The organism is Mesorhizobium sp. ESP6-5 (genome assembly GCF_020164695.1).
Lineage (GTDB): Bacteria > Pseudomonadota > Alphaproteobacteria > Rhizobiales > Rhizobiaceae > Mesorhizobium > Mesorhizobium australicum.
On sequence record NZ_JAIUGR010000003.1, the window covers coordinates 143,690 to 165,538 of the forward strand.

Sequence of the window (21,849 nt, forward strand, 5' to 3'; positions counted from 1 at the left end):
CCGATGACGCAAGCGCTTGCCTCCACTCTGATCGTGATCCCGTGTCTCGACGAGGCGACTCATATCGGCGCGCTGCTCGACCAGCTTTGCCCGGCGGCGGAACGGCTTGACGCGCGGATCGTGGTTGCCGATGGCGGCAGCACCGACGGCACGCTGGCCATTGTCGGCGAGCGCCAGAGGAACGATCCTCGCATCATCCTGCTTCACAACGAAAAGCGCATCCAGAGCGCCGCGATCAACCTGGCGGTGGCCAAATTTGGCGAGGGTGCGCACTATCTTATCCGCATCGACGCCCATGGCGGCTATCCCGACGACTATTGCGACCGACTGGTCGAGGAGGCGTTGGCGACCGGCGCGGATTCGGTCGTGGTGTCGATGCTGACCAGCGGCAGCGGCACGGTGCAGAAAGCGGCGGCGGCGGCGCAGAACTCCAAGCTCGGCACCGGCGGCTCCAAGCATCGCCATCTCTCCGCCGGGGAGTGGGTCGACCACGGCCATCACGCACTGATGCGGATATCGGCCTACCAGGCCGTCGGCGGCTATGACGAGACGTTCAGCCACAATGAGGATGCGGAACTCGACTATCGGCTGAGGCAGGCAGGCTACAGGATCTGGATGAGCGGCAGGACGCAGATGGTCTATTATCCGCGGACCTCGCTGCGCGGCCTTTATGTCCAGTATCTCGGCTATGGCCGCGGCCGCGCCAAGAACGTGCTGAAACATCGTGTGATCCCGAAGGTCAGGCAGATGGTGCCGCTGGCGGTCTTCCCGGTGGTTCTGCTGGCGGCCTTCTCCTTCCTGCACTGGATCGCGGCGCTGCCGCTATTGCTGTGGGTGGCGGTGTGCCTAGGCTACGGCCTGGTGGCGGCGATCAGCCGGCGCAATGCCGATATCGCGCTTGCCGGCGTCTCGGCGATGGTCATGCATTTCGGCTGGTCCGTCGGCTTCTGGCTGCAGCTCCTCGGCCTCGGCACGCGGCGGAGGGCGGCGTGATGGCGGTTGAGGTCAAGCATCGCAGCATCGACATCGGCGTGTGCACATTCCGGCGGCCGGAACTGGCCGACACGCTGCGCTCGCTCGCCGCCCTGGCCATGCCTGACGGCTTCGAGGTCGGCGTCATCGTCGCCGACAATGACGACACGCCGAGCGCCAGGGACCTGGTGACGGTGCTGTCGCAGGAATTGAAGTTGCCGGTCCGCTACCGGCATTGCCCGGCCCGCAACATCTCGATCGCTCGCAACGCTTGTCTCGAGGCCAGCGAGGCTGATTTCCTGGCCTTCATCGACGACGATGAGACCGCTACGGCCCACTGGCTCGCCGAACTGGTGGCAACGGCCGATAAAAGCGGCGCCGCCGCGGTTCTCGGCCCGGTGCGCGCGCTCTATCGTCCGGATGCGCCGGAATGGATGCGCCGCGGCGATTTCCATTCCACCTTGCCGGTCCGCGTGCACGGCGAAATCCGCACCGGCTACACCTGCAACGTCCTGCTGCGCATGGCATCCGACAGCTTGCGCGGCCGCCGCTTCAGCCTGGCGCGCGGCCAGACCGGCGGCGAGGACACCGAATTCTTCGACCAGATGCACAAGGCAGGCGGCCGGATCGCCTTTGCGCCGGAGGCATGGGTCGACGAGGCGGTGCCGAGGGCCAGGGCCGCATTCGACTGGCTCAGCCGCCGCCGCTTCCGGGTTGGCCAGACGCACGGCCATCTCCTGGGCCGCGGCGCCAGCGGCATCGCGCGAGTAAAGCAGGCCGGCCTTGCCGCGGCAAAGGCCGCTTTTTGCTTCGCCGCGGCACTTCCGGTTGCAGCCAGTCCGGTCCGCAGGAACCGCAGTGTCTTGCGCGGCATCATGCATGTCGGCGTTGTCAGCGGTCTTGTCGGTATCCGCGAACTGCGCCTCTATGGCCAGCCTTCACCAGGGGAAGGAGGCAAGCGTGCAGCCTGACATTTCGTCCGTGCCCGATGTTTCCTTTGTGATCGCCGCCTACAATGCCGAGGCAACCCTTGATAGGGCGGTCGCCAGCGCCATCGCCCAGAAGGGCGTCAGCCTCGAGATCATCGTCGTCGACGACAAGTCGCGTGATGCCACGCTTGATGTGGCGAGGGCCTATCCCGAGCATGTCGTGCGTGTCGTGGCGCTGGAAAAGAACAGGGGCCCCGGAGGGGCCAGGAATGCCGGGCTCGACGCCGCCCGCGGCAGGTGGATAGCGGTTCTCGATGCCGACGACGCCGTCTTTCCCGGACGCGTCGCCGCCATGATCGGCCGCGCCGAAAAGGCGGGCGCCGAGATTGCCGTCGACAATCTCCAGGTCGTCCGTGAGGACGGCGTGGTCGAGGACGCGATGTTCCCGCGCCAGTATCTGGAAGGCCTGCGCGAGATTTCGCTGGCGACCTACATCGCCGGCAACGTCGTCTTCGAATCGAAGTTCAATCTCGGCTATCTCAAGCCGATCTTCCTGCGCCGGTTCCTTGACGAAAACCGGCTTCGCTATGACGAGAAGCTGAGGATCGGCGAGGACTACATCCTGTTTGCCGAAGCCCTGGCCATGGGCGGCAGATGCGTGGTGGAGCCTGAAATCGGCTATGCCTATCATATCCGCAGCGGCTCCATCTCGCGCGTGCTCGAGCCTCATCACGTCGAGGCGATGCGCAAGGCCGACGAGATTTTCGCTCAAACCCATTCGATGGACGCGGCCGCGCAGGCGGCATTCGCCCGGCGCGGCCGCAGCCTGCGCAAGGCGGCCTCGTTCCTGGCGATGGTCCAGCACATCAAGGCGCGGTCCCCGCTCAAGGCGATCCGGACGGCGCTCAGCGACCCGGCGGCGGTCAGGCATATGGGCATGCCGATCGCCGCGCGGTTGCGAAGAGTAGCGGCACAGTTTGCCGTGGGGGCGGGGAGGTGAAGATGCAGGCACATGGAGGGATTTTTCGTGGCCTGTGAATGGACTGTAGTCGATCTCCTCAGAAGGAATTTGCGATGAAGAAAATCAGGAAGGCCGTGATACCGGTGGCGGGGCTTGGAACGCGGTTCCTGCCGGCGACCAAGTCGATGCCGAAGGAAATGCTTCCCGTCGTCGACAGGCCCGTCGTGCAATATGCGGTGGACGAGGCCTTCGAGGCCGGCATCGAGCACATCGTCTTCGTCACCGGCCGCAACAAGGCGGTCATAGAGGACTATTTCGACCTGCATCCGGAATTGATCGGAACCCTGGAGCAAACTGGCAAGAAGACTCAGCTGGAGACGCTCGAAAGCATGCTGCCGGTGGCCGGCGCCACCTCCTTCATCCGCCAGCAGTCGCCGCAAGGCCTCGGCCATGCCGTCTGGTGCGCCCGCGAGGTCATCGGCAACGAGCCCTTTGCCCTGCTTTTGCCTGACATGGTCTCCTTCGGCGGGCGCGGATGCCTGGCCGAGATCACCGACCTCTATGCACAGACCGGCGGCAACGTCATCGCCGTCGAGCGTTGCGATCCCACCGAGACCAACAAATATGGCATTGTCGGCCGTGGCGCCGACATTGGCGGCGGTTTCGAGGTGACGGCCATGATCGAAAAGCCGGCGCCGGCCAACGCACCGTCGAATTTCTACATCAATGGCCGTTATATCCTGCAGCCCGAGATATTCCAGCTTCTGGGCAACCAGCAGCGCGGCGCCGGCAACGAGATCCAGCTGACCGACGCCATGGTTCGCCTGTCGCAGGAGCAGCCATTCTTTGCCCAGCCTTTCAAGGGGCGCATGTTCGACTGCGGGTCCAAGGAAGGGTTCATCCAGGCCAATATCGCCTTCGCGCTGGCGCGCGACGACATGAGGGGTCCGGTTTTCGAGATGCTCCGGGAGTTCGTCCGGACGCATGAACGCCAGGAAGAAGCCGCATAATGCCCATCTTTCGGGAGTATTGTCGGGTGGCTGACGGCGCAGGCGCCGGCCGGCTCCGCGCTGTCCGGCACCAAGCGTGTGTCGCGCCTGCCAATGCTCCCGATCTCTCCGGGGCCTGCGAGCGAGACAAGCCAGAATTGGACCGAAGATGAATTATGCCAATTTTCCTCTCGACAAGAGGATGCCATTGCCGAATTCGGAAGCAGGAGACGGCGACGACTTCATCGACATCGAGCGGCTGCTTGGCATGGCCGCACGGCAGGCCAAGGTGGTTGGCGTGTGCGCCATCATCGGCCTTTTCCTGGGCATGCTCTATCTGCAGACCACGCCGCCAAAATTCGTGTCGGTTTCCAGCGTGTTGATCGATGAAGGTCTGAACAAGATCGTCGACGACATCTCGGCGGCATCGACGACGATGCAGACCGATTCCGCGATTCTGAGCCAGATCGAGATCCTGACCTCGACGCGGCTTGCCGCCGTGGTCGTCGACAAGCTCAAGCTCGACCAGAACGACACGTTCATGAACCCGCCCCAGTCGGCCCTTGCCCAGGGCGTTGGCCTGGTCCGCGGTCTGATCCAGTATGTTCGTCCGAGCAGCCCGGTCATGCCGGGTGTCGGCGACATCACCAAGCTCGACCCCGCCGCGCGCGATGCGCTGATCGCCACGTCGCGCCGCGACTACGCCATCCTCAAGCTGCAGAACGAGATCAGGGCGGATCGCGTCGGGCGAAGCTACGTTATCGCGCTTGGCTACCAGGCGACGGATCCGGCATTGGCGAAGGCCATCACCAAGGCCTATGCAGACGCTTATCTCGCCGACCAGCTCGATGCCAGCTTCGACGCCACCGAGCGCGCGGCGGTCTGGCTGCAGGGCCGGCTAACCGAACTGCGCGAGAGCTCGCAGCAGGCATCGCTGGCGGTCGAGAAATTCAGGGCCGAACACGGCCTGTCCGCCAACAGCGACGGCCAGCTGATGAGCGACAAGCAGCTCGCCGACCTGAACGCCCAGCTCATCGTCGCGCAGGCCGACACCGCGCGTGCCAGCGCCCGTTACCAGCAATACAAGTCGATCGTCGACAGCGGCTCGGACAACGCTTTCAAGGATGCCGCCATATCCAGCGACCAGCCAGCCAGCTCGGTCATTGCGGCGCTGAAGACCCGCTATCTCACGGTCGCCAAACGGCAGCAGGATGTCGAGGCGAATTTCGGCCCGCAGCATCCGCAGGCGGTGGCGCTCGCCAAGGAGAAGGCCGATATCTCGACGCAGATCTTCGGCGAACTGAAGCAGCTCACCGAAAGCTACCGCAACGAGTATGAGGTGGCGTTGGCGCGCGAGACCGCGCTCAGGGCCAATGTCGCCGCCGCGCAGGGCAAGAGTTCGATCGACAACCAGTCGCAGGTCCAATTGCGTGATCTCGATCAGAAGGCGACGGCACTCTCCACGCTCTACCAGACGTTCCTCGGACGCTACGAGGAAGCCGCGCAGCAGCAATCCTTCCCGGTCGGCAAGATCCGCATCATCTCGGATGCGTCGACGCCGCTTGCCGCCTCGAGCCCGCGCACCGTCATCGTGCTCGGCCTTTCGCTGGTGCTCGGGGTTCTGATGGGCGCCGGCTTCGGCGGCCTCAACGAGTTCAACGAGCGGTTCTTCAGGACCGGCGAGGAGGTCCGCGACCGCGTCGGCCTCAAATTCCTCGGTTACCTGCCGACCATCGGCAGCAAACCGAGCAAGGAAGACAAGCCAGCCGAACCCGATCTCAAGGTCGCCAGATCGCCGGCCGCCATCGAAAGGCGCGCACGGATGCGGGTGAGCATCGACGCTCCGGCATCAATGTTCTCCGAAACGCTGCGCAGCGCCAAGATCGCCTTCGATGTGGTGATGGAAGGGCAAGGCAGCCGCGTCATCGGCGTGATCTCGGTCCTGCCCGGCGAAGGCAAGTCGACGGTCGCGGCCAATCTCGCCGGGCTGCTCGCCGCCAATGGCTCCAGGACGCTGCTCATCGACGGCGATCTGCGCAATCCGGGCCTTAGCCGCAGCCTCGGCATGGAAGCCGAGCAAGGCTTGATGGAAGCGGTGGTGAGCGGCCAGACCTGGCAGTCCGTCGGCAAGATCGACAGGCAGACCAAGCTGGCGATCATTCCGGCTGTGCTGCGCGGACATTTCTCGCACACCAGCGAGCTTCTCTCCTCGGCCGGCATGCGTCGTTTCATCGAAAACGCCAAGGAGACCTTCGAATACATCGTCGTCGATCTGCCGCCGCTTGGCCCGGTGGTAGACGCCAAGGCCTTCGCGCCGCTGGTCGACGGCTTCGTGCTCGTCACCGAATGGGGCCGCACGCCGCGCGCCATGGTGCGCTCGATGCTGGAATCCGAGCCCTATGTCGCCAACAAGATCGTCGGCGCGGTGCTGAACAAGGTCGACCTGAAGAAGCTCGCCAAATACGGGTCGTTCGGCGCGTCGGAGAAATTCTTCGACAAGTACTCGAGCTATTATCTCGACAAGTCGGAAGTGCGTTCGAAGGCGGCGGTCTGAGATAAGGCCGTTGCCATCACGTCTTGAACCCGCGCAGCGGTTCTCATTCCGAAATCGCACAAAGTTTCGGCACCGTCCGGCCGCCGTTCATGCGGCCGGACATGAGGCGGAGCGGCGTATAGCTCGAGGCTATGCCGCCTTCAGCCGGTAACGGAAAAGCGTGTGGTCGAGCAGCAGCCGGATGCGCGGTTCGGCCTCGGTTGCCACCAGCCAGCTTGCCGCGATCATGGTCGCGCCGACCATTGCCATCGACAGGAGATAAGGCAGCCCGGAGCGCACCATGGCGCCGAGCATCGCCGCGCCGATGACGTCGTGGATCAGATAGAGCGGATAGGTCATCAGGCCGATCCGGCGCCAGCCGCTCCATCTGAGATCAAGCGTGAGCGACCACGCCATCAGCGCGATGGCCGCGAGGAAGATCAAGATTGGCGGCCCGTACGGCATCACGGCTCCGACTTTGATGCTATGGACGTCGACGGAGCTGGCGATCTGCAGCACCCCACCGCCGAGGAACAGCAGGCAGAAGCCAAGGCGAGACGCCGTCACCGCCTTGAACCGCATCAGCCAGATGAGCACGCCGACCGCGAAGAATGAGCCATGATGCACCAGCACGAGCTGCAGCCACCGCGTCTCGGCGAAGGCGGACCAGCCGAGCGGATAATAAAGGCACCAGAACAGCGTGCTGATCATGCCGATGACGATCGCAACCCTTTCCATCAGATGGAAACGGCCGAGCCGCAGCAGGATCCAGACGATGGCGTAGAAGGCGATTTCGATGCCGAGCGTCCAGTAGACGCTGTCCACCCAGGGACCATAAGGCGCGAACAGGCCGGTGCGCACGAGCCGAACCACCGCATCGGTCGGCCAGCTCAAGCCGATCAGCAGCAACAGCGCCGCGGTGATCGGGGCACAAATCCAGACCGCCGGCGCCAGCCTTTTGACCCTTGCCTCGAAAAACCGCAGCGGCGTCGAATTCTCGGCGCTGAAGGCAATGACGAAACCGCTGATGACGAAGAAGATCTCGACGCCGACCCAGCCGGACCCGACCCAGGCGCCGATCCCAGGCTGCGCCGGAACGCCACCAGTCGCTTGCGCCGAGATGCCGTCGGGATAGGCCCAGACCCAGAAGCCGTAGTGATAGACCATGACCAGCACGGCGGCGAGAAACCGCAGGATGTCGATACCGCCAAAGGTTATTTTTTTCTGAGCCATGCGATCCAATCGAATGGCCCCCCGCGGGAACTGTAGGGCGGAATGTTGCATCGCACAATCTACGATTGCGCCCAGCGGTCATCACAAAGTTCGCCGCGTCGCAACATCGCGCAACGGTAGCTCCAGTCAGGTCCCGGCAGTGCTCCTTAGACGCCGATTCCGCGCTCCGTCAGGGCAGCGGTGATCTCATCGAGGATGGCGGGGTCGTCGATGGTTGCAGGCATCATCCACGCTTCCTTGTCGGCGATCTTCTGCATGGTGCCGCGCAGGATCTTGCCCGAGCGCGTCTTGGGCAGGCGCTTAATCGTCACCACGGTCTTGAAGGCGGCCACCGGGCCGATGCGCTCGCGCACCAGCGCGACGACCTCCTTCTCGATGGCGGCGCCGTCGCGCGCGACACCGGCGTTCAGCACCACGAAGCCGAGCGGAATCTGGCCCTTCATCGCATCGGCGATGCCGACGACGGCGCATTCGGCGACATCGGGATGGGCGGCCAGCACCTCTTCCATGGCGCCCGTCGACAATCGGTGGCCGGCAACGTTGATGATATCGTCGGTGCGGGCCATCACGTAGAGATACCCGTCCTCGTCGATCATGCCGGCATCGGCCGTCTTGTAGAAGCCGGGGAACTCATCGAGATAGGCCTGGCGGAAGCGGGCATCGGCGTTCCACAGGGTCGGCAGGCAGCCCGCGGGCAGCGGCAGCTTGACCACGACATTGCCGAGCGTGCCGCGCGGCACCTCATGGCCGGCATCGTCGAGCACGCGGATATCGTAGCCGGGCATCGGTACCCCGGGCGAGCCGTACTTCACCGGCAACAGGCCGAGCCCAGCGGGGTTGATCGTCATCGGCGATCCGGTCTCGGTCTGCCACCAATGATCGACCACCGGCACGTTCAGCTTCTGCTCCGCCCATTTGATGGTTTCGGGGTCGGCGCGTTCGCCGGCCAGGAACAGGGTGCGGAATTTCGACAGATCGTATTTCGGTACGAACTCGCCTTTGGGATCCTGCCCCTTGATGGCGCGGAAGGCAGTCGGCGCGGTGAACAACGCAACCACGCCATGTTCCGCGATAACGCGCCAGTAGGTGCCGGCGTCGGGCGTGCCGATCGGCTTGCCTTCGAACAGGATGCTGGTGCAGCCATGCAGCAGCGGGCCGTAGACGATGTAGGAATGGCCGACCACCCAACCGACATCGGACGCCGCCCAGAACACTTCCCCGGGCTTCACGCCGAACTCGTTTTCCATCGTCCATTTCAGCGCGACCATGTGGCCGCCATTGTCCCGCACGATGCCCTTGGGCTGGCCCGTCGTGCCTGACGTGTAGATGATGTAGAGTGGGTCGGTGGCCAGCACCGGCACGCAGTCGACATTGGCGCCGGCTGCGCGCTCACGAGCGACGGCGTCGGCATAGTCGATGTCGAAATGGTCCTTCAAATCGCAGCGCAGCTGATCGCGCTGCAGGATCAGGCAGGCGTCCGGCTTGTGGCGGGATATCTCGATCGCCTTGTCGAGCAGCGGCTTGTAGGCGACGACCCGCCCCGGCTCCAGGCCGCACGAGGCCGAGATGATCAGTTTCGGTTTTGCGTCGTCAATGCGGGTGGCAAGCTCATGCGAGGCAAAGCCGCCGAACACGACCGAATGCACTGCGCCGATGCGGGCGCAGGCGAGCATGGCGATGGCCGCTTCCGCCACCATCGGCATGTAGATGATGACGCGGTCACCCTTGCCGACGCCGCGGTTCTTTAACACCGAGGTCAGCGCCACCACCTCGCGCTTCAGTTCGGCATAGGTGAACTTTTTCACCGTGCCGGTGATGGCGCTGTCGTAAATCAGCGCGATCTGGTCGGCCCGCCCGCCGGCGACATGCCGGTCAAGGGCATTGTAGCAGGTGTTGCAGGTCGCACCAGTGAACCAGCGGCCGTAGACGCCGGCGGTGGCATCGAACACCCTGTTCCAGGGCGAATACCAGTCGATGGCGCCGGCCGCGTCGGCCCAGAATTTTTCCGGGTCGCGTTTCCAGCCGTCATAGATCTCGTGATAGCGTGAAGCCATCCGTACCCTCCCGGAAACCATTTGCCGTCTTTGCAAACAGCCTATGCTGTTTTTTCCGGCGCTGTCTTCCCTGATTTTCGTTTGAACCGGTCTTGTCCTGACCGAGATGCCCGCTGTCGAAACGATATCGAGCGGGAGGATGTGAGCGCATGCGCCATCAATGGTCGATCGAGGCCAGGCTCGAGGAACCGTCCGACCTCCTACAGCCTGTCGGATCCCGTGAACACCGGCCGGCAAGCCGGCGGTGATCGTCGTGCTGGTGCAGCGCTTCAGCCAGGGCTTTTTTAAGGGTGCGATCGCCGCTTCATAGCGGTGACCGGACAACCCGCCGAACAATCCGCCGATTGCCGTCTAACAAGCCGGATTCGTTGGGCGAATGTCGACGGCGCTAGATCGGCAAGGCCACCAGCATGAGACCGACGCCGCCGAAGATCAAAATGGCTGTCGCCAGAGCTTTTCGATGACGTTCGAAAGTCGTCGGAGCCCGCTCCCAATTGTAACGCATACGCTATCTCCCCAAGACCCGGGGAGTTCTTACCTTACCTCAGGGAAGAAAAGCAACGGTGCCGCCGGTCAGCATGCTTGCCTGGCGCGCCATTCCGGCGACTATTTCTGGGACGATTTTCGACTCTGGATGGATGTTGCGGCCTCACGAGAGTCTGTCCGCAAAATAAAGCCACGCGAGCCATCCCGGCCGGCCAATAGACAGCGCCCCACCACCGCGCTATCTCATTTCCGGGTTTTGCCTGGCTTTTGGGGTTCGTTATGGAAATTGCCTCTGGAACGGTTCTGCGACTGGCGGACGATGCCTCGGTTCAGCATGTCGGCGACGGCGCGGTGGTGCTTTTGGCGCGCAGCGGCCAGCTTTATACCTGCAACGGGACGACCGAAGCCTTTCTCGACAAGGTGGATGGCGCGCGCAGCCTCGGCCAGATCGTCGGCCTGCTTTGCGAGGAGTTCGAAATCGACAAGGGCACGCTTGACGAGGACATGGCGGCGCTGGCCAGCGATCTGGTCTCGGAAGGCATTCTCGCTGCTCCAGGCTTGATGGCTGAAGGCACCGCTTGATGGTGGACGGTCCTCTCCTGCGCGCCCTGTTCCGCTGCCATCTCTGGGCAAGCGCGCGGCTGATGCCAATTCTCATTGCCAATCGCAGCTTCGAGGAGGTGCTGAAATGGGCGCCGCTCGCCTCGCCGGCGCCCTATCGCGGCCTGCCCGCCCCCTACATTGTCGCCCGCGTCAACCGTGCCGTGCGTCATCCCTGGTTGATGCGCGACCGCAGATGCTTGCGGGAGGGCTTGCTCGGCCATCGCTTCCTGCGCCTTGGCGGTTTCGATCCGCAGCTGCGTTTCGGCGTCGATCCGAAGTCGCTGCAAGCGTCGCGGCTGGCGGCGCATTGCTGGGTGTGCCTGGACGGCAAGCCGGTGGTCAGTGACAGCCTTCCCGGCATGGTCGAGATCTACCGTCATCCCGCCACCGCCGCCACGAAGGTGCGCTCCGCTTGACCAGACCTTCAGTATTCTATGACCTCAATGGCCAGATCCTCGGCATATCGGCCGAGCGCCCCGGCCTGTGGCAGGATTTCGACGGGATGCTGGGCACCTTGCGTGTCACAGGTCCCGTCGAGCCGGATTTTCGTCTCGAGATCACAGAGGCGGACGTTCTGGACGAAGCGCCCGGCGGATCGCTCGTCTTCGAGGGCGAGATACCGGAGGACGGCTACTGCCGGATGATCGCGGATGGCGGCACGGTCCATCTCGTCTTTCCCGAACGCCAAGCCGTTGTCGTCAATGACGAGGAGGGTTGGGCCGAACTCCGGGTTCGCCCCGGTGCGAAGGCCGCCTGGACGCCATCGATGCTGGTGTTGGACGCAGCACTCGACGCAGGCGGCCAGCATATGCTGCACACGGCCGGGCTGACGCTGCCGGGCCGCGACGCCGTCGTGCTGGTCCATGCCCCGAGCGGCACCGGCAAGACCACCACATCGCTGGCCTTGGCAACGCAAGGATTCGGCCTGTGCTCCGACGACGCCATGATCCTGAATCTCGCTTCCCCCACGCCTGCCGCCTGGGGTTTGCCGCGCCATGTCAAGATCCATGAGAAGACCGCGCGGATGATCCCGCTTGTGGCGCCATGCCTCGGTCTGTCATGGGACCGCAATGGCGAACAGGCTGTTTCGCTGGAAAAGCTGAGTGGGATCGTAAAAATCGAAAGTCCGACCGCCCGTCCGGTCGCAGCGCTCCTGCATCTTGCGCGATCCGGCGACGAAGAGACCCGGCTCGCGCCCATGGCCCGGACCGACGCGATGGTGGCGCTGGCGATGGACAATGTCCGCACCGGCGCGACCGGTCTGCTGCCGCTGCAGAAGCGCAGGTTGGCGGCGATCCGCGGACTGGTGTCGTCGGTGCCGACCTTTACCCTGGAAGTAGGCGTGCGTCCGGCCGATGCGGCGGCGCTGATAAGCGCTAGGTTGGCATCACTGGACTGACGGTCCGCTCAAGCGGCGTATGGCCTGGCCTTGGCCAGCCGCTGGATCCAGCGAAAGGCATCGCGGCGTAGCCGCGAGCCGATCTTCTCCCGGGAATTGACCCTGAGCAGCGTGTTGGTCGTGATCAGCTTCTTGGCCAGTCGGATCGACAGGTCGGGCTTTATTCGCCCGGCGAGTGCCAGCGCATGCGGTTCGTCGAACAGCCGCCCGGTTACGTTGAGCACGATCGCAAGTTCGAGTTCGATGCCGGTCATGCGCGCGGCGTCGAGCAGGCGGGTTTCCGAAACCGGGGATTGCAGCGCCCTCACACCTTGCAGCACGTCGACGCAAAGCTGCAGACGGTGGAATTTGTGGCCGCCGGCGGCATGCACGATGGCGATCGTCAGAAGGGCGGCCGGCGTATCCGTCGCGTCGCCATCGATGATGCCAAGCTCGCGAAAACCCAGCGACAGGCGCCGCCGCATGCCGGTGTCGTGCACAAGGTCGCCATGCAACTCGACCAGCAGGCTGGAATTCTCCTTTTCCAGCCATTTGAATTCCTGCAGCCGGTAGGATTCGGCCTCGTTGCTGGCAAGCTCGAAGCCGCATGCCGCAATCGCCCGGTTTGCCCGCGCAAGGTTGGCGGGCTCGACCAGGATGTCGATGTCGGTGAAAGGCCGGTCGGATACATTGCGATAGAGTTTTCGCGCGAAGACCGGCCCCTTGACGATCCGCGCCGGAATACCCTCCGCCGCCATTCCCTTCATGATGCGGTCGCCATGGTACTGAAGCAGCATCGACTGGCCGGTGGCGATCGTCGCCCTCTGGCGCAGGTCGTCGAGTTTGTCTCGCAAACCAGTATCCGACGGCAGGTGCGCATCGCCACGCTCCCCGAGCTTGCGCAGCATGATCGGGAGGACGCCATGGAATTCGGCATTGTCGAGCAGGGCAAACAGCGCCTTCGCTGATAAATTGTCCCCGACCGCCGCAGCTTCCGGATCGGCGAAGCGCAGCAGCAGTTTTTCTTCAGCTGGAGTAAGAGACGGCAGCATCGATCCGGACAAATCCATCGTTAAGTGGATTGTCCGGAATGGTTGCAGAAAAGGGCGGCTGAAGCCAGCCTTACACGCCCCAGCGCAGCGCGGCGGTGTGGACAGGTGCGTCCCACCATTCCGTCAGTTCGTCGTCGAGCAGGCTCAGCGTGATCGAGCAGCCGGCCATGTCGAGCGAGGTGACATAGGTGCCGACCAGCGACCGGGTAACCGTCACGCCATGTTGCTCGAAAATCCGGCGGGCGCTGTTGTACATCAGATAGAGCTCCATCAGCGGCGTGCCGCCGAAGCCGTTGACGAACAGCAGCGCGGGTCCTTTCGCCCTGTCGTCGAGATCGCCCAGGATCGCAGCGCAGATTTCTTTGACAATTGCATCGGCGCTTTTCAGCCTGTCGCGCCGGCGGCCGGGCTCGCCATGGATGCCGACGCCGAATTCCATCTCGCCTTCGCCGATGTCGAAGGTCGGTTTGCCGGCAGCCGGCACGGTGCCGCTGGTCAATGCCACGCCCATCGAGCGGGTGGCGTCGTTGACGCGGTCACCCAGCGCCTTCAACGCCGGCAACGCCACCCCGTGCTCGGCGGCGGCGCCAACGATCTTTTCCACCACCAGCGTACCCGCCACGCCGCGCCGCCCGGTTGTGTAGGACGAATTCTCGACGGCGACGTCGTCATTGGTGACGACCTGCAGCACGCCATCGGACATCTCCGCCGCCATCTCGAAGTTCATCACGTCGCCTTCGTAGTTCTTGACGATGAACAGGCAGCCGGCGCCGGTGTCGACGGCTTGCGCGGCCGCCAGCATCTGATCCGGTGTCGGCGAGGTGAACACCTGGCCGGGACAGGCGGCGTCCAACATGCCATGGCCGACAAAGCCGCCATGCAACGGCTCGTGGCCGGAGCCGCCGCCGGAGATCAGCGCCACCTTGCCCGGCTTGAGCATCTTGCGGCGGATGAATTTGTGCTCCTCGCCAAGCACCAGGATGTCGGCATGGGCGGCCGCGAACCCGTCGAGGCTCTCGGTCAGTACCGTGTCCACCCAGTTCATGAATTTCTTCACGGCCGTCTCCTCCCGAAATAGCCTGCATCAAGGGTCGTTCAGCCGCTCTTGCCGGTGATGCTGGTGACCTTCTGGATGAATTCGTTGATCGCTCGGTCGAGCGCCGCATTCTGCTTGTCGTCGCCGAAATCCGGCACGATGAGCGAAACGTGCCTTGTCTTGCGCGCGCCCGCGGCGACCGAGATCTTCCCGGGATGTGCCTGGTGATAGGCGGCAAGAAACTGGTCCCGCTCGGCCTGGCTGAAATGGCAGACGGAAAAGATGGCCGGCAGATGTTTCGACGGAATGGGAATCGAGTAGCTCGGGCTCGAAATCTGCGTGACGAAGCTGCGGTGCTTGCCAAGCGCATCGGCGAGCCGCTGGCGCATGCCGGACGGCCGCTGGTCGATGACTTGCGACAGGATCGTCTTGTAGGCGCGGATCGCTTCTTCGGAACCGGGTTCGGGTTTGATGTCGGCCATGCCTGCCGTGCCTAGACCGGAACGTCGGCTATGGCCGCCTTGGCCATGGCGAGTTGCGCCGGCGCCACCGAAAGATCGCGCAGACCGGCTTCCAGCAGCGAGGGAATAGAGGCGGGATCGCCGCCGGCATCGCCGCACAGGCTGACGGCGATCCCGGTCTCCCGTCCGAAGGCAGCGACCGAAGCGATCAGCCTCAACACCGCAGGATGGCGGACTGAATTCAGGTGTGCCACAGCGGCATTGTCGCGCGCGGCCGCCATCACATATTGCGTCAGATCGTTGGAACCGATCGACAGGAAGGCGACGCCGGTAAACGCCTCCGGCGCGATGGCCACCGAGGGCACTTCGACCATGATGCCGAGCGGCGGCATCTTGTGCGCGATGCCGCGCGCGGCAAGGGCTACCCGCTCCTCGGCGAACAGGGCGGCGGCGCTCTCATATTCTGTGGATGTGGCGATCATCGGAAACATGATTTTGAGATTGCCGTGTGGCGCGGCGCGCAGCAATGCCCTGATTTGAATCCGGAATATATCGGGCCTGGCCAGCGACAGCCTGATGCCGCGCAGGCCAAGGAATGGATTGCCTTCCTCGACGGTGAAGCCCGGCACCGGCTTGTCGCCACCGGCATCGACGGTACGGATCGTCACCGGCTTTTCGCCGGCCCATTCCAGCACCTTGCGATAGGCACGATACTGCGTCTCCTCATCCGGCAGCGTCTTGCCGAACAGGAATTCGGTGCGCATCAGGCCGACACCGTCGCAGGTCGCGATGTCGATGGCATCGACATCCCTAGGGTCGGCGATGTTGACCTGTACGCGCACCGTCGTGCCGGTTTTTGTCACGGCCGGCCGCGCCAGAAAAGTCCGTGCCTTACCCTGGCCGGCGGTGAAGGAGGAGGATGACTGCCGGAACGAGCCGATCTCGGCGGGCGAGGGCGCCAGGACGATATTGCCGTGCTCCGCGTCGAGCAGTGCCATGTCGGCAACAGCGGCAAGCGGCTCGCGCAGGCCCACGACCATCGGCACGCCACGCGAGCGTGCCAGCATGGCGACATGGCTGGCGGTGCTGCCTGCCTTCAGCGCGATGCCGCCGCCATGGCTCCAGTCGGTTTCGAGAAAGCGCGTCGGCGCGATGTCCTCGCCATAGAGGATGGCGCCGGACGGCGCGGCTTGGTCACTGTCCTCGGTCAGGGCACGCAGCACCTGGTCCCTGATATCCCGAAGGTCCGTGGCGCGGGCGCGGAAATAATCCTGGTCCGAAGCCTCGTAGCCGGCGATCTCGGCATCGAGCGCCTGCCGCCAGGCCGTGTCGGCGGGTGTTCCGGAAGCGATCGATGAGAAGGCCGGCCCGCTCAGCGCGTCGTCTTCCAGCATGGCGATGTGGAATTCGAGTATGTCGGCGGCATCTTTCTCGGCGGTCCCGACCATGGCCACGAGCCGGTTCACCGCCTTGCCGATCGCGGCTTGCAGCGACGTCCTCTCCTCGACGGAGCTTGCCTTGCTAACGTAAACGCCTGCGGGCCGGCCGAGGTCGAACAGAGGTCCCTCGGCATAGCCGACCGAGGCAGGAACACCCTCAATGCGCATGGCACGCGTTCCCAGCGGGTGAGCGCAGGCGCGGATCGGCCTCAAGCCGAGCGGACATGGCCGGCGTCCTCGTCGAAATCGCGCTGCACCAGTTCGACCAGCGCGCGGATAGCATCATCGGCACCATCGCCGTTGGCCCTGATGTGCAGCACCGTGCCCTTCGGCGCCTTGGCCGCCATCACCTTGACGATGCTTTTTGCATCGAACCATGGGCCGTTGGCGGCGAGTGCAATCTCCACCTCGGCGGCAAAGCTCTTGGCCAGCTTGGTGAACTTCACCGAAGGACGCGCATGCAGGCCCACATCGTGCGTGATCAGGATGGTCGCTTCGGCGGTTGCGGACATGTGTTCAAAAATCCCGTTCGCTCACGACGGCGACAATTCGTGCGCCGTCGCCACCACTTCCCGGAGCGAGGCGCCGCCGGATGCCTCGGTCGCCGCCATCACCGCGCCCTCGACGATCGGCGCGTTGCAGACGATGATTTTGTGCGCACGCGGTTCGCCGATCAATTCCACCGCCATTTCCGAATTGGTCTCGGCGCCGCCGAGATCGACAAGAATGGCGACGCCGGCGTCCGACCAGGCCTTGTCGATGGCGCCCATGATCGCCTCGACATTGGTGCCGAGCCCGCCATGGCCGTTTCCGCCGCACCACGCAAGCGGCACCTCGTCGCCGACCATTTGGCGTACCATGTCGGCCGTGCCCTCCGCGACCAGCGGCGAATGCGAGACGATCACGATCCCGACATTGCTCATGCCTTGCCCCCAATGATTTGCGCCAGCGTGCGCACCAGCAGCGCGGTCGAGCGCGCGCCGGCATCCATATGGCCGATCGAGCGGTCTCCGAGGAACGAGGCGCGGCCGCGCAGTGCCTTCATAGGCACCGTCGCGTCGGCGGCAGCGTCGGCGACGTCGGCTATTTCAGCCGCCGTCCTTTCCCCGGCCAAGGCGTCATGCACCGGCCGCAGCACATCGAGCATGGTTTTTTGCCCTACCTGCGACTTGCCGCGCGCGGCCACCGCTTCGATCGCCTTGCGGAAGGCAGCCGTCAGATTGGCGCGGTCGGGTTCCGCCGAAATCTCCTTGCCGAGCGCCATGAACAGCGTGCCGAACAGCGGGCCGGAAGCGCCGCCCACCGTCATCACCAGCTTGGTGCCAATTGCCTTCAGGGCGTCCGGCAGCGGCTTCGCGGCGAACACGTCCGCCTCGGCCCGTACGGCGTCGAAGCCGCGCTTCATGTTCAGCCCGTGGTCGCCGTCGCCGATCGCCTGGTCGAGCGCCGTCAATTCCTCGGCGTGCGCGGCAATCGCATCCGCGGCGGCCGCGATTAGCCTCGAAAGGTCCAGCGCCGTCATGTCGCCCGAATTCCCGGTTTGCACCTTGCCGGCAGTAGCGAAAGAACGGTCGTTCGACAACTGGTGCATGCTTCAGGCCGTGACAAGCAGTGTGGCGGCGGCCGCGAACACCTCTGACACGGCATGAGCACCGGGATCGACCACGCCCTGCAATCCGGCACCGACATAGGCAGATCGCCCGGCTTTTGCCTTCTCCATGGCCGCGGTGGCTTCCGCACCGCGCCGGGCTGCCGCCGCCGCGTCGCCAAGGCCCTTGCCGTCGAGGGCCTTCAAGGCCGGTTCCAGCGCATCGATCATGGTGCGATCGCCGGGTTTGGCGCCACCGTAGAAGGTCATGCGTTCAAGCCCGGCGAGCAGGGCCTTGGGCACACCGGCGCCACCGTCCAAGGCCCGTCCCGCCGCCGTGAAAAAGATCGACAGCAGCACTCCGCTGGAGCCGCCCATCGATGCGCTCAATATGTCGCCCACTGCACCTAGGGTCGCCGCGGGGTCGGCAAGCGGCAGCGTGTCGAGCCGATCAAGAATGCTTCGTGCGCCGGTCGCCACCGTCGAGCCGGTGTCGCCGTCGCCCGCCTTGGCGTCCAGTCCGTTCAATGCCGCTTCGAGCGAAATCAGCTTCTCGCAGACCGTGACGATCAAGCGCCTGGTGCCGGCATCCTGGCTGGCCCTGTGTGCCGCGCATTGTCCGGCTGCTTTCGCTATCGGTACGACAGCGGGCGCAACGAGCGGCTTGGCCGGCATCCAGGCGTGCGGGCCGACTGGCGCCAGCAAGGCGGCCTCGCGTGCCGCATCGAGCCGGATCAGCGACAGCGAGAACCCGTTCATGTTGAGTGCCGTCATCAACGGTCCGGGACCGGTTGTGAACTTCACTGTCTTTGCCAGCGGTGAGGCAAGCACCGCATTGGCAACCAGCGACATTTCGAGCGGCGGCACGGAGCCGAGATTGTTGATCAGCAAGGCATGGCCGGCCTTCGCGTCGAGCCGCCCCGCGAGGCGCTCCGCCATGACAGCCACCAGCTTGTCGGCACTCTGCACCGCGATGCGCTCGACGCCCGGCTCACCGTGGATGCCGAGGCCGAGCTCGCCATCGTTTTCGCCAAACCTGTCCTCGTGCGGCTGGCCGGGAATGGAGCAGGACGACAACGACATTCCGAGCGAGATGATATCCTTTGCCGCCGCACGCGCGGCCGCCGCGACGGATACCAGGTCCTTGCCGGCTTCCGACAGATGGCCTGATATCTTGTGCACGAATAATGTGCCGGCAACGCCGCGCGGCTGGGTGATGTCGGGCAGCGCGATGTCGTCGGCGACGATCACCATCTCGACGGCAAAACCTTCGGCGCGCGCCTTCTCGGCAGCGAGGCCGAAATTGAGCCGGTCGCCGGTGTAGTTCTTGACGATCAGCAGGCAACCGGCCGGTCCGGTGACCGCGCGAATGGCCGCCAGCACCGCTTCGACGCTCGGCGAGGCGAAGATCTCGCCCGAAACCGCCGCCGTCAGCATGCCTTTGCCGACGAAGCCGGCATGCGACGGCTCGTGCCCGGCGCCGCCGCCGGAGACGACGGCAACCTTGGACTTGTCCCAATCGGCGCGCAGCACGACCTTGATCTCGGGATACCCGTCGAGGCGCGCGAGGTCGCCTGAGCCAATGGTGCGCAACAGGCCGTCCAGGGCCTCGGTGACGATCGTTTCCCTGCGGTTGAAAAAGTGCTTCATCGAATTCGTCCCGTATTCGCAATCTCAATCGGAAGCCGGCGTCCCCTTGGCGGGGGCGCCGAAGCCGCTCACATCAATCGTTGTCCGTCGGCGCCGAAACAGAGCGGCGAGCGGTAGCGGATCACCACCTCGTCGCCTTGCGCCAGATCGGTGTCGGGATCGGTCAGCGTCACCAGTTTCTTCGGCCCCACCGTCACGTGCAGATGGTTCTGGTCGCCGAGATGCTCGACCCAGTCGACGACGCCATCAGCATGGCCATTCACGGCCTTCTCGATCGCCAGGTGCTCGGTGCGCGCGCCGATTGTCCTGGTGCCGGCCGGCGCGCCGCCATCGGGAAGTAGCCCCGTCGGTAAAAGATTGATCGCCGGCTGGCCGAGCCTTGCAGCGACATGCAGATTTGCCGGTTCCGAATAAATGGTTCGTGGTGAACCGATCTGCACCAGCACGCCGTCGGCGAGGATGCCGATGCGATCGGCCATGGTCATCGCCTCGATCTGGTCGTGCGTGACGTAGAGCATGGTGGCACCGAGCTCGGACTGGATGCGCTTCAATTCGAGCCTGAGATCCGCGCGCAGCTTGGCGTCGAGCGACGACAGCGGCTCGTCCATCAGGTAGATGGAAGGCTTGCGCACCAGCGCGCGGCCGATGGCGACACGCTGCATTTCGCCGCCCGACAATTTGGTCGAACGGTTGGCAAGCTTGTGATGGATGCGCACCATCTTCGCGACCTCCTCGACCCGGCGGCGGATTTGGTCTTCCGGTATTTTCCGCGCCGGCGAGCGCAGTGGGAAGGCGAGGTTGTCGAACACCGACAGATGCGGATAGAGCGAATATTGCTGGAAGACGAAGGCTGTGTCGCGCTCGGCCGGTGACAGGGTCGTGGCATTGTGGCCACCGATCTCGATCGTGCCTGCATCCGGCCGTTCCAGCCCTGCAATCAGCCGCAGTGTGGTCGTCTTGCCGGCGCCGGTCGGCCCCAAGAGCACGACGAATTCGCCGTCCGCTATATGCAGGTCGAGCCCGCTGACGGCGACATGGTCGCCGAAGCTTTTGGTCACGCCTTTGATGTGCACGTCAGCCATGCTGCGCTCTCCCCTGAGAGGCGGTGTCGTGGATCGCCGTTCTCACCGCGCGCCCGGAGCCTTTTTCGAACAGCGACAGCCGCGCGCCGTTCAGTGTCAGGCCGACATGGTCGCCAGCATTGAGCCGGATTTCGGCCGGCACCCGCGCCTTGATGATGCCGTCCGCCGTTTCCACCGCGACGATCTGGGTGGTGCCGAGATATTCGGTGCCGTAGATGGCGCCGCGCAGCTTGGATGTATCGTCGAAGCGGATGTGTTCGGGGCGAATGCCGAGCGCCATGTCGGCAGGTGCTACGTCCTCGCGCACCTCTGGCACTGCCACTGTCGCCCCCTGGACGACCACCTCCTTCGCGCCTTTTGTGAGTCCACCGCCAAATTTCAAAAAATTCATCGGCGGCGAGCCGATGAAGTCGGCCACGAACATGGTAGCGGGGCGGTCGTAGATCTCGCGGGGCGTGCCGAACTGCTCGATGACGCCGTGGTTCATCACCGCGATCTTGTCGGCCATCGACATCGCTTCCATCTGGTCATGCGTGACGTACACGGTCGTCGCGTGGATGCGGTTGTGCAGTTCGCGCAGCTCATGCACCATCAGATCGCGGAATTCGGTGTCGAGCGTTCCGAGCGGCTCGTCCATCAGGAAGCATTTCGGCCGCCTCACGATGGCGCGGCCGAGCGCGACGCGCTGGCGGTCGCCGCCGGCAAGGCCGGATACGGATTTGTTGAGCAGATGGTCGATGCGCAGAAGCTTCGCCGTTTCCTCGACGCGGGTGCGGAGCTCGGCCGAGGGCATGCCTTGCGCCAAGAGTGGGAAGCCGATGTTCTTGCGCACATTCATGTGCGGATAGAGCGCGAACAGCTGGAAGACGAAGGCGATGTCGCGCTCGCGGGCCCTGAGCATGGTGACGTCGTCGCCGCCGAGGAGGATCTGGCCGCCGGTCGGCAGTTCGAGCCCGGCGATCATTCTCAGTGTCGTCGTCTTGCCGCAGCCCGATGGCCCGAGCATGACGAAGAACTCGCCGTCCTCGACGAGGAAGTTGGAATCCTGGACGGCGACGAAATCGCCGAAGGCCTTTCTCAGATGTTGGACGCGAATTTCGGCCATGATTATTCCGGGAACTTCGAGACGATGATGAACATCACGGTGCCGGCGAGCATGGTGATGAAGGAGTAGGTATAGAGCGACAGCGCGAAGGGCTGGAACAGCATCAGGAAGCCGATGGCGATCAGCGCCGTGGCAATGTTTTCCATCAGCCCGCGCCTGGCCCAGCGGGGCCAGCGCGATTTCCTGGAGATGGCGGGGCGCGTCATGCGTAGCTTCCTCCCTTTTCCCCGTTCAAAGGGAGAGATGGTTGCCCGGTGGTTCCCCCACTCCGTCGCTGCTCCGCAGCGCCACCTCTCTC

General features: G+C 64.4%; 21 protein-coding genes. 8 read left to right on the forward strand and 13 right to left on the reverse strand.

Features of this window, described 5'->3' with window-relative positions:
* Positions 1 to 3 precede the first annotated feature (3 nt).
* The 5 genes from LB524_RS05350 to LB524_RS05370 all read left to right on the forward strand — a co-directional run bounded on the left by LB524_RS05350 (position 4) and on the right by LB524_RS05370 (position 6,405).
* On the forward strand, positions 4 to 993 hold the full coding sequence (locus LB524_RS05350) for a glycosyltransferase family 2 protein (RefSeq protein WP_224524214.1): 990 nt from the start codon (positions 4 to 6) through the stop codon (positions 991 to 993).
* Positions 993 to 1,943 carry a glycosyltransferase gene (locus LB524_RS05355; protein ID WP_224524215.1) on the forward strand — a complete coding sequence of 317 codons (951 nt, stop codon included), beginning with the start codon at positions 993 to 995 and terminating at the stop codon, positions 1,941 to 1,943. Before LB524_RS05350 ends, LB524_RS05355 begins: the two co-directional genes overlap by 1 nt.
* Positions 1,933 to 2,901 (forward strand): glycosyltransferase family 2 protein, encoded by a 969-nt coding sequence (locus LB524_RS05360; protein WP_224524217.1) that lies wholly within the window; start codon positions 1,933 to 1,935, stop codon positions 2,899 to 2,901. Before LB524_RS05355 ends, LB524_RS05360 begins: the two co-directional genes overlap by 11 nt.
* A gap of 74 nt (positions 2,902 to 2,975) precedes the next feature.
* Positions 2,976 to 3,872 (forward strand): UTP--glucose-1-phosphate uridylyltransferase, encoded by an 897-nt coding sequence (locus LB524_RS05365; protein ID WP_015314210.1) that lies wholly within the window; start codon positions 2,976 to 2,978, stop codon positions 3,870 to 3,872.
* A gap of 148 nt (positions 3,873 to 4,020) precedes the next feature.
* Entirely contained in the window at positions 4,021 to 6,405 is a 2,385-nt protein-coding gene (locus LB524_RS05370; RefSeq protein ID WP_015314209.1) for a polysaccharide biosynthesis tyrosine autokinase, read from the forward strand.
* 129 nt (positions 6,406 to 6,534) lie between these two features.
* Here the strand turns inward: LB524_RS05370 and LB524_RS05375 are convergent, their stop codons facing one another.
* Together LB524_RS05375 and LB524_RS05380 are read right to left on the reverse strand one after the other, a co-directional pair.
* Positions 6,535 to 7,617, reverse strand: coding sequence for an acyltransferase family protein (locus LB524_RS05375; protein ID WP_140793538.1), 1,083 nt, complete (start codon positions 7,615 to 7,617; stop codon positions 6,535 to 6,537).
* Positions 7,618 to 7,763: 146 nt separating this feature from the next.
* A complete protein-coding gene (locus tag LB524_RS05380; RefSeq protein WP_224524221.1) occupies positions 7,764 to 9,671 on the reverse strand; it encodes a propionyl-CoA synthetase in 1,908 nt (635 codons plus the stop codon).
* Positions 9,672 to 10,436: 765 nt separating this feature from the next.
* On the opposite strand from LB524_RS05380, the gene LB524_RS05385 reads away from it, so the two are divergent.
* From LB524_RS05385 to LB524_RS05395, 3 genes are read left to right on the forward strand one after another with little or no spacing between them, the layout of a single operon-like run.
* Positions 10,437 to 10,739 carry a PqqD family protein gene (locus LB524_RS05385; protein ID WP_015314206.1) on the forward strand — a complete coding sequence of 101 codons (303 nt, stop codon included), beginning with the start codon at positions 10,437 to 10,439 and terminating at the stop codon, positions 10,737 to 10,739.
* Positions 10,739 to 11,176: a lasso peptide biosynthesis B2 protein gene (locus LB524_RS05390; protein ID WP_140793534.1), complete on the forward strand. Its 438-nt coding sequence runs from the start codon at positions 10,739 to 10,741 to the stop codon at positions 11,174 to 11,176. The genes LB524_RS05385 and LB524_RS05390 overlap by 1 nt, the downstream gene beginning before the upstream one ends.
* A complete protein-coding gene (locus tag LB524_RS05395) occupies positions 11,173 to 12,159 on the forward strand; it encodes a hypothetical protein (RefSeq protein ID WP_015314204.1) in 987 nt (328 codons plus the stop codon). Before LB524_RS05390 ends, LB524_RS05395 begins: the two co-directional genes overlap by 4 nt.
* Before the next feature lie 8 nt (positions 12,160 to 12,167).
* Here the strand turns inward: LB524_RS05395 and LB524_RS05400 are convergent, their stop codons facing one another.
* The 11 genes from LB524_RS05400 to LB524_RS05450 form a co-directional block, all read right to left on the reverse strand.
* Positions 12,168 to 13,190 carry a nucleotidyltransferase family protein gene (locus tag LB524_RS05400; RefSeq protein ID WP_181171061.1) on the reverse strand — a complete coding sequence of 341 codons (1,023 nt, stop codon included), beginning with the start codon at positions 13,188 to 13,190 and terminating at the stop codon, positions 12,168 to 12,170.
* A gap of 70 nt (positions 13,191 to 13,260) precedes the next feature.
* On the reverse strand, positions 13,261 to 14,247 hold the full coding sequence (gene dhaK / locus LB524_RS05405) for a dihydroxyacetone kinase subunit DhaK (protein WP_224524224.1): 987 nt from the start codon (positions 14,245 to 14,247) through the stop codon (positions 13,261 to 13,263).
* A gap of 38 nt (positions 14,248 to 14,285) precedes the next feature.
* Complete coding sequence (locus LB524_RS05410; RefSeq protein WP_015314201.1) at positions 14,286 to 14,708, reverse strand: hypothetical protein; 423 nt, start codon at positions 14,706 to 14,708, stop codon at positions 14,286 to 14,288.
* A gap of 11 nt (positions 14,709 to 14,719) precedes the next feature.
* Positions 14,720 to 16,294 (reverse strand): phosphoenolpyruvate--protein phosphotransferase, encoded by a 1,575-nt coding sequence (gene ptsP, locus LB524_RS05415; RefSeq protein ID WP_224524226.1) that lies wholly within the window; start codon positions 16,292 to 16,294, stop codon positions 14,720 to 14,722.
* 41 nt (positions 16,295 to 16,335) lie between these two features.
* Positions 16,336 to 16,638 carry an HPr family phosphocarrier protein gene (locus LB524_RS05420; RefSeq protein ID WP_140660521.1) on the reverse strand — a complete coding sequence of 101 codons (303 nt, stop codon included), beginning with the start codon at positions 16,636 to 16,638 and terminating at the stop codon, positions 16,336 to 16,338.
* 21 nt (positions 16,639 to 16,659) lie between these two features.
* Positions 16,660 to 17,049, reverse strand: coding sequence for a dihydroxyacetone kinase phosphoryl donor subunit DhaM (gene dhaM / locus LB524_RS05425; protein WP_015314198.1), 390 nt, complete (start codon positions 17,047 to 17,049; stop codon positions 16,660 to 16,662).
* Positions 17,046 to 17,648, reverse strand: coding sequence for a dihydroxyacetone kinase subunit DhaL (gene dhaL / locus LB524_RS05430; RefSeq protein ID WP_140821584.1), 603 nt, complete (start codon positions 17,646 to 17,648; stop codon positions 17,046 to 17,048). The genes dhaM and dhaL overlap by 4 nt, the downstream gene beginning before the upstream one ends.
* Before the next feature lie 72 nt (positions 17,649 to 17,720).
* On the reverse strand, positions 17,721 to 19,364 hold the full coding sequence (locus LB524_RS05435; RefSeq protein ID WP_224524229.1) for a dihydroxyacetone kinase subunit DhaK: 1,644 nt from the start codon (positions 19,362 to 19,364) through the stop codon (positions 17,721 to 17,723).
* A gap of 68 nt (positions 19,365 to 19,432) precedes the next feature.
* Positions 19,433 to 20,446, reverse strand: a complete 1,014-nt coding sequence (locus LB524_RS05440) for an ABC transporter ATP-binding protein (protein ID WP_224524232.1) — start codon at positions 20,444 to 20,446, stop codon at positions 19,433 to 19,435.
* Positions 20,439 to 21,551 (reverse strand): ABC transporter ATP-binding protein, encoded by a 1,113-nt coding sequence (locus LB524_RS05445; protein WP_224524235.1) that lies wholly within the window; start codon positions 21,549 to 21,551, stop codon positions 20,439 to 20,441. Before LB524_RS05445 ends, LB524_RS05440 begins: the two co-directional genes overlap by 8 nt.
* Before the next feature lie 2 nt (positions 21,552 to 21,553).
* Positions 21,554 to 21,757 (reverse strand): hypothetical protein, encoded by a 204-nt coding sequence (locus LB524_RS05450; RefSeq protein WP_224524238.1) that lies wholly within the window; start codon positions 21,755 to 21,757, stop codon positions 21,554 to 21,556.
* Positions 21,758 to 21,849 lie beyond the last annotated feature (92 nt).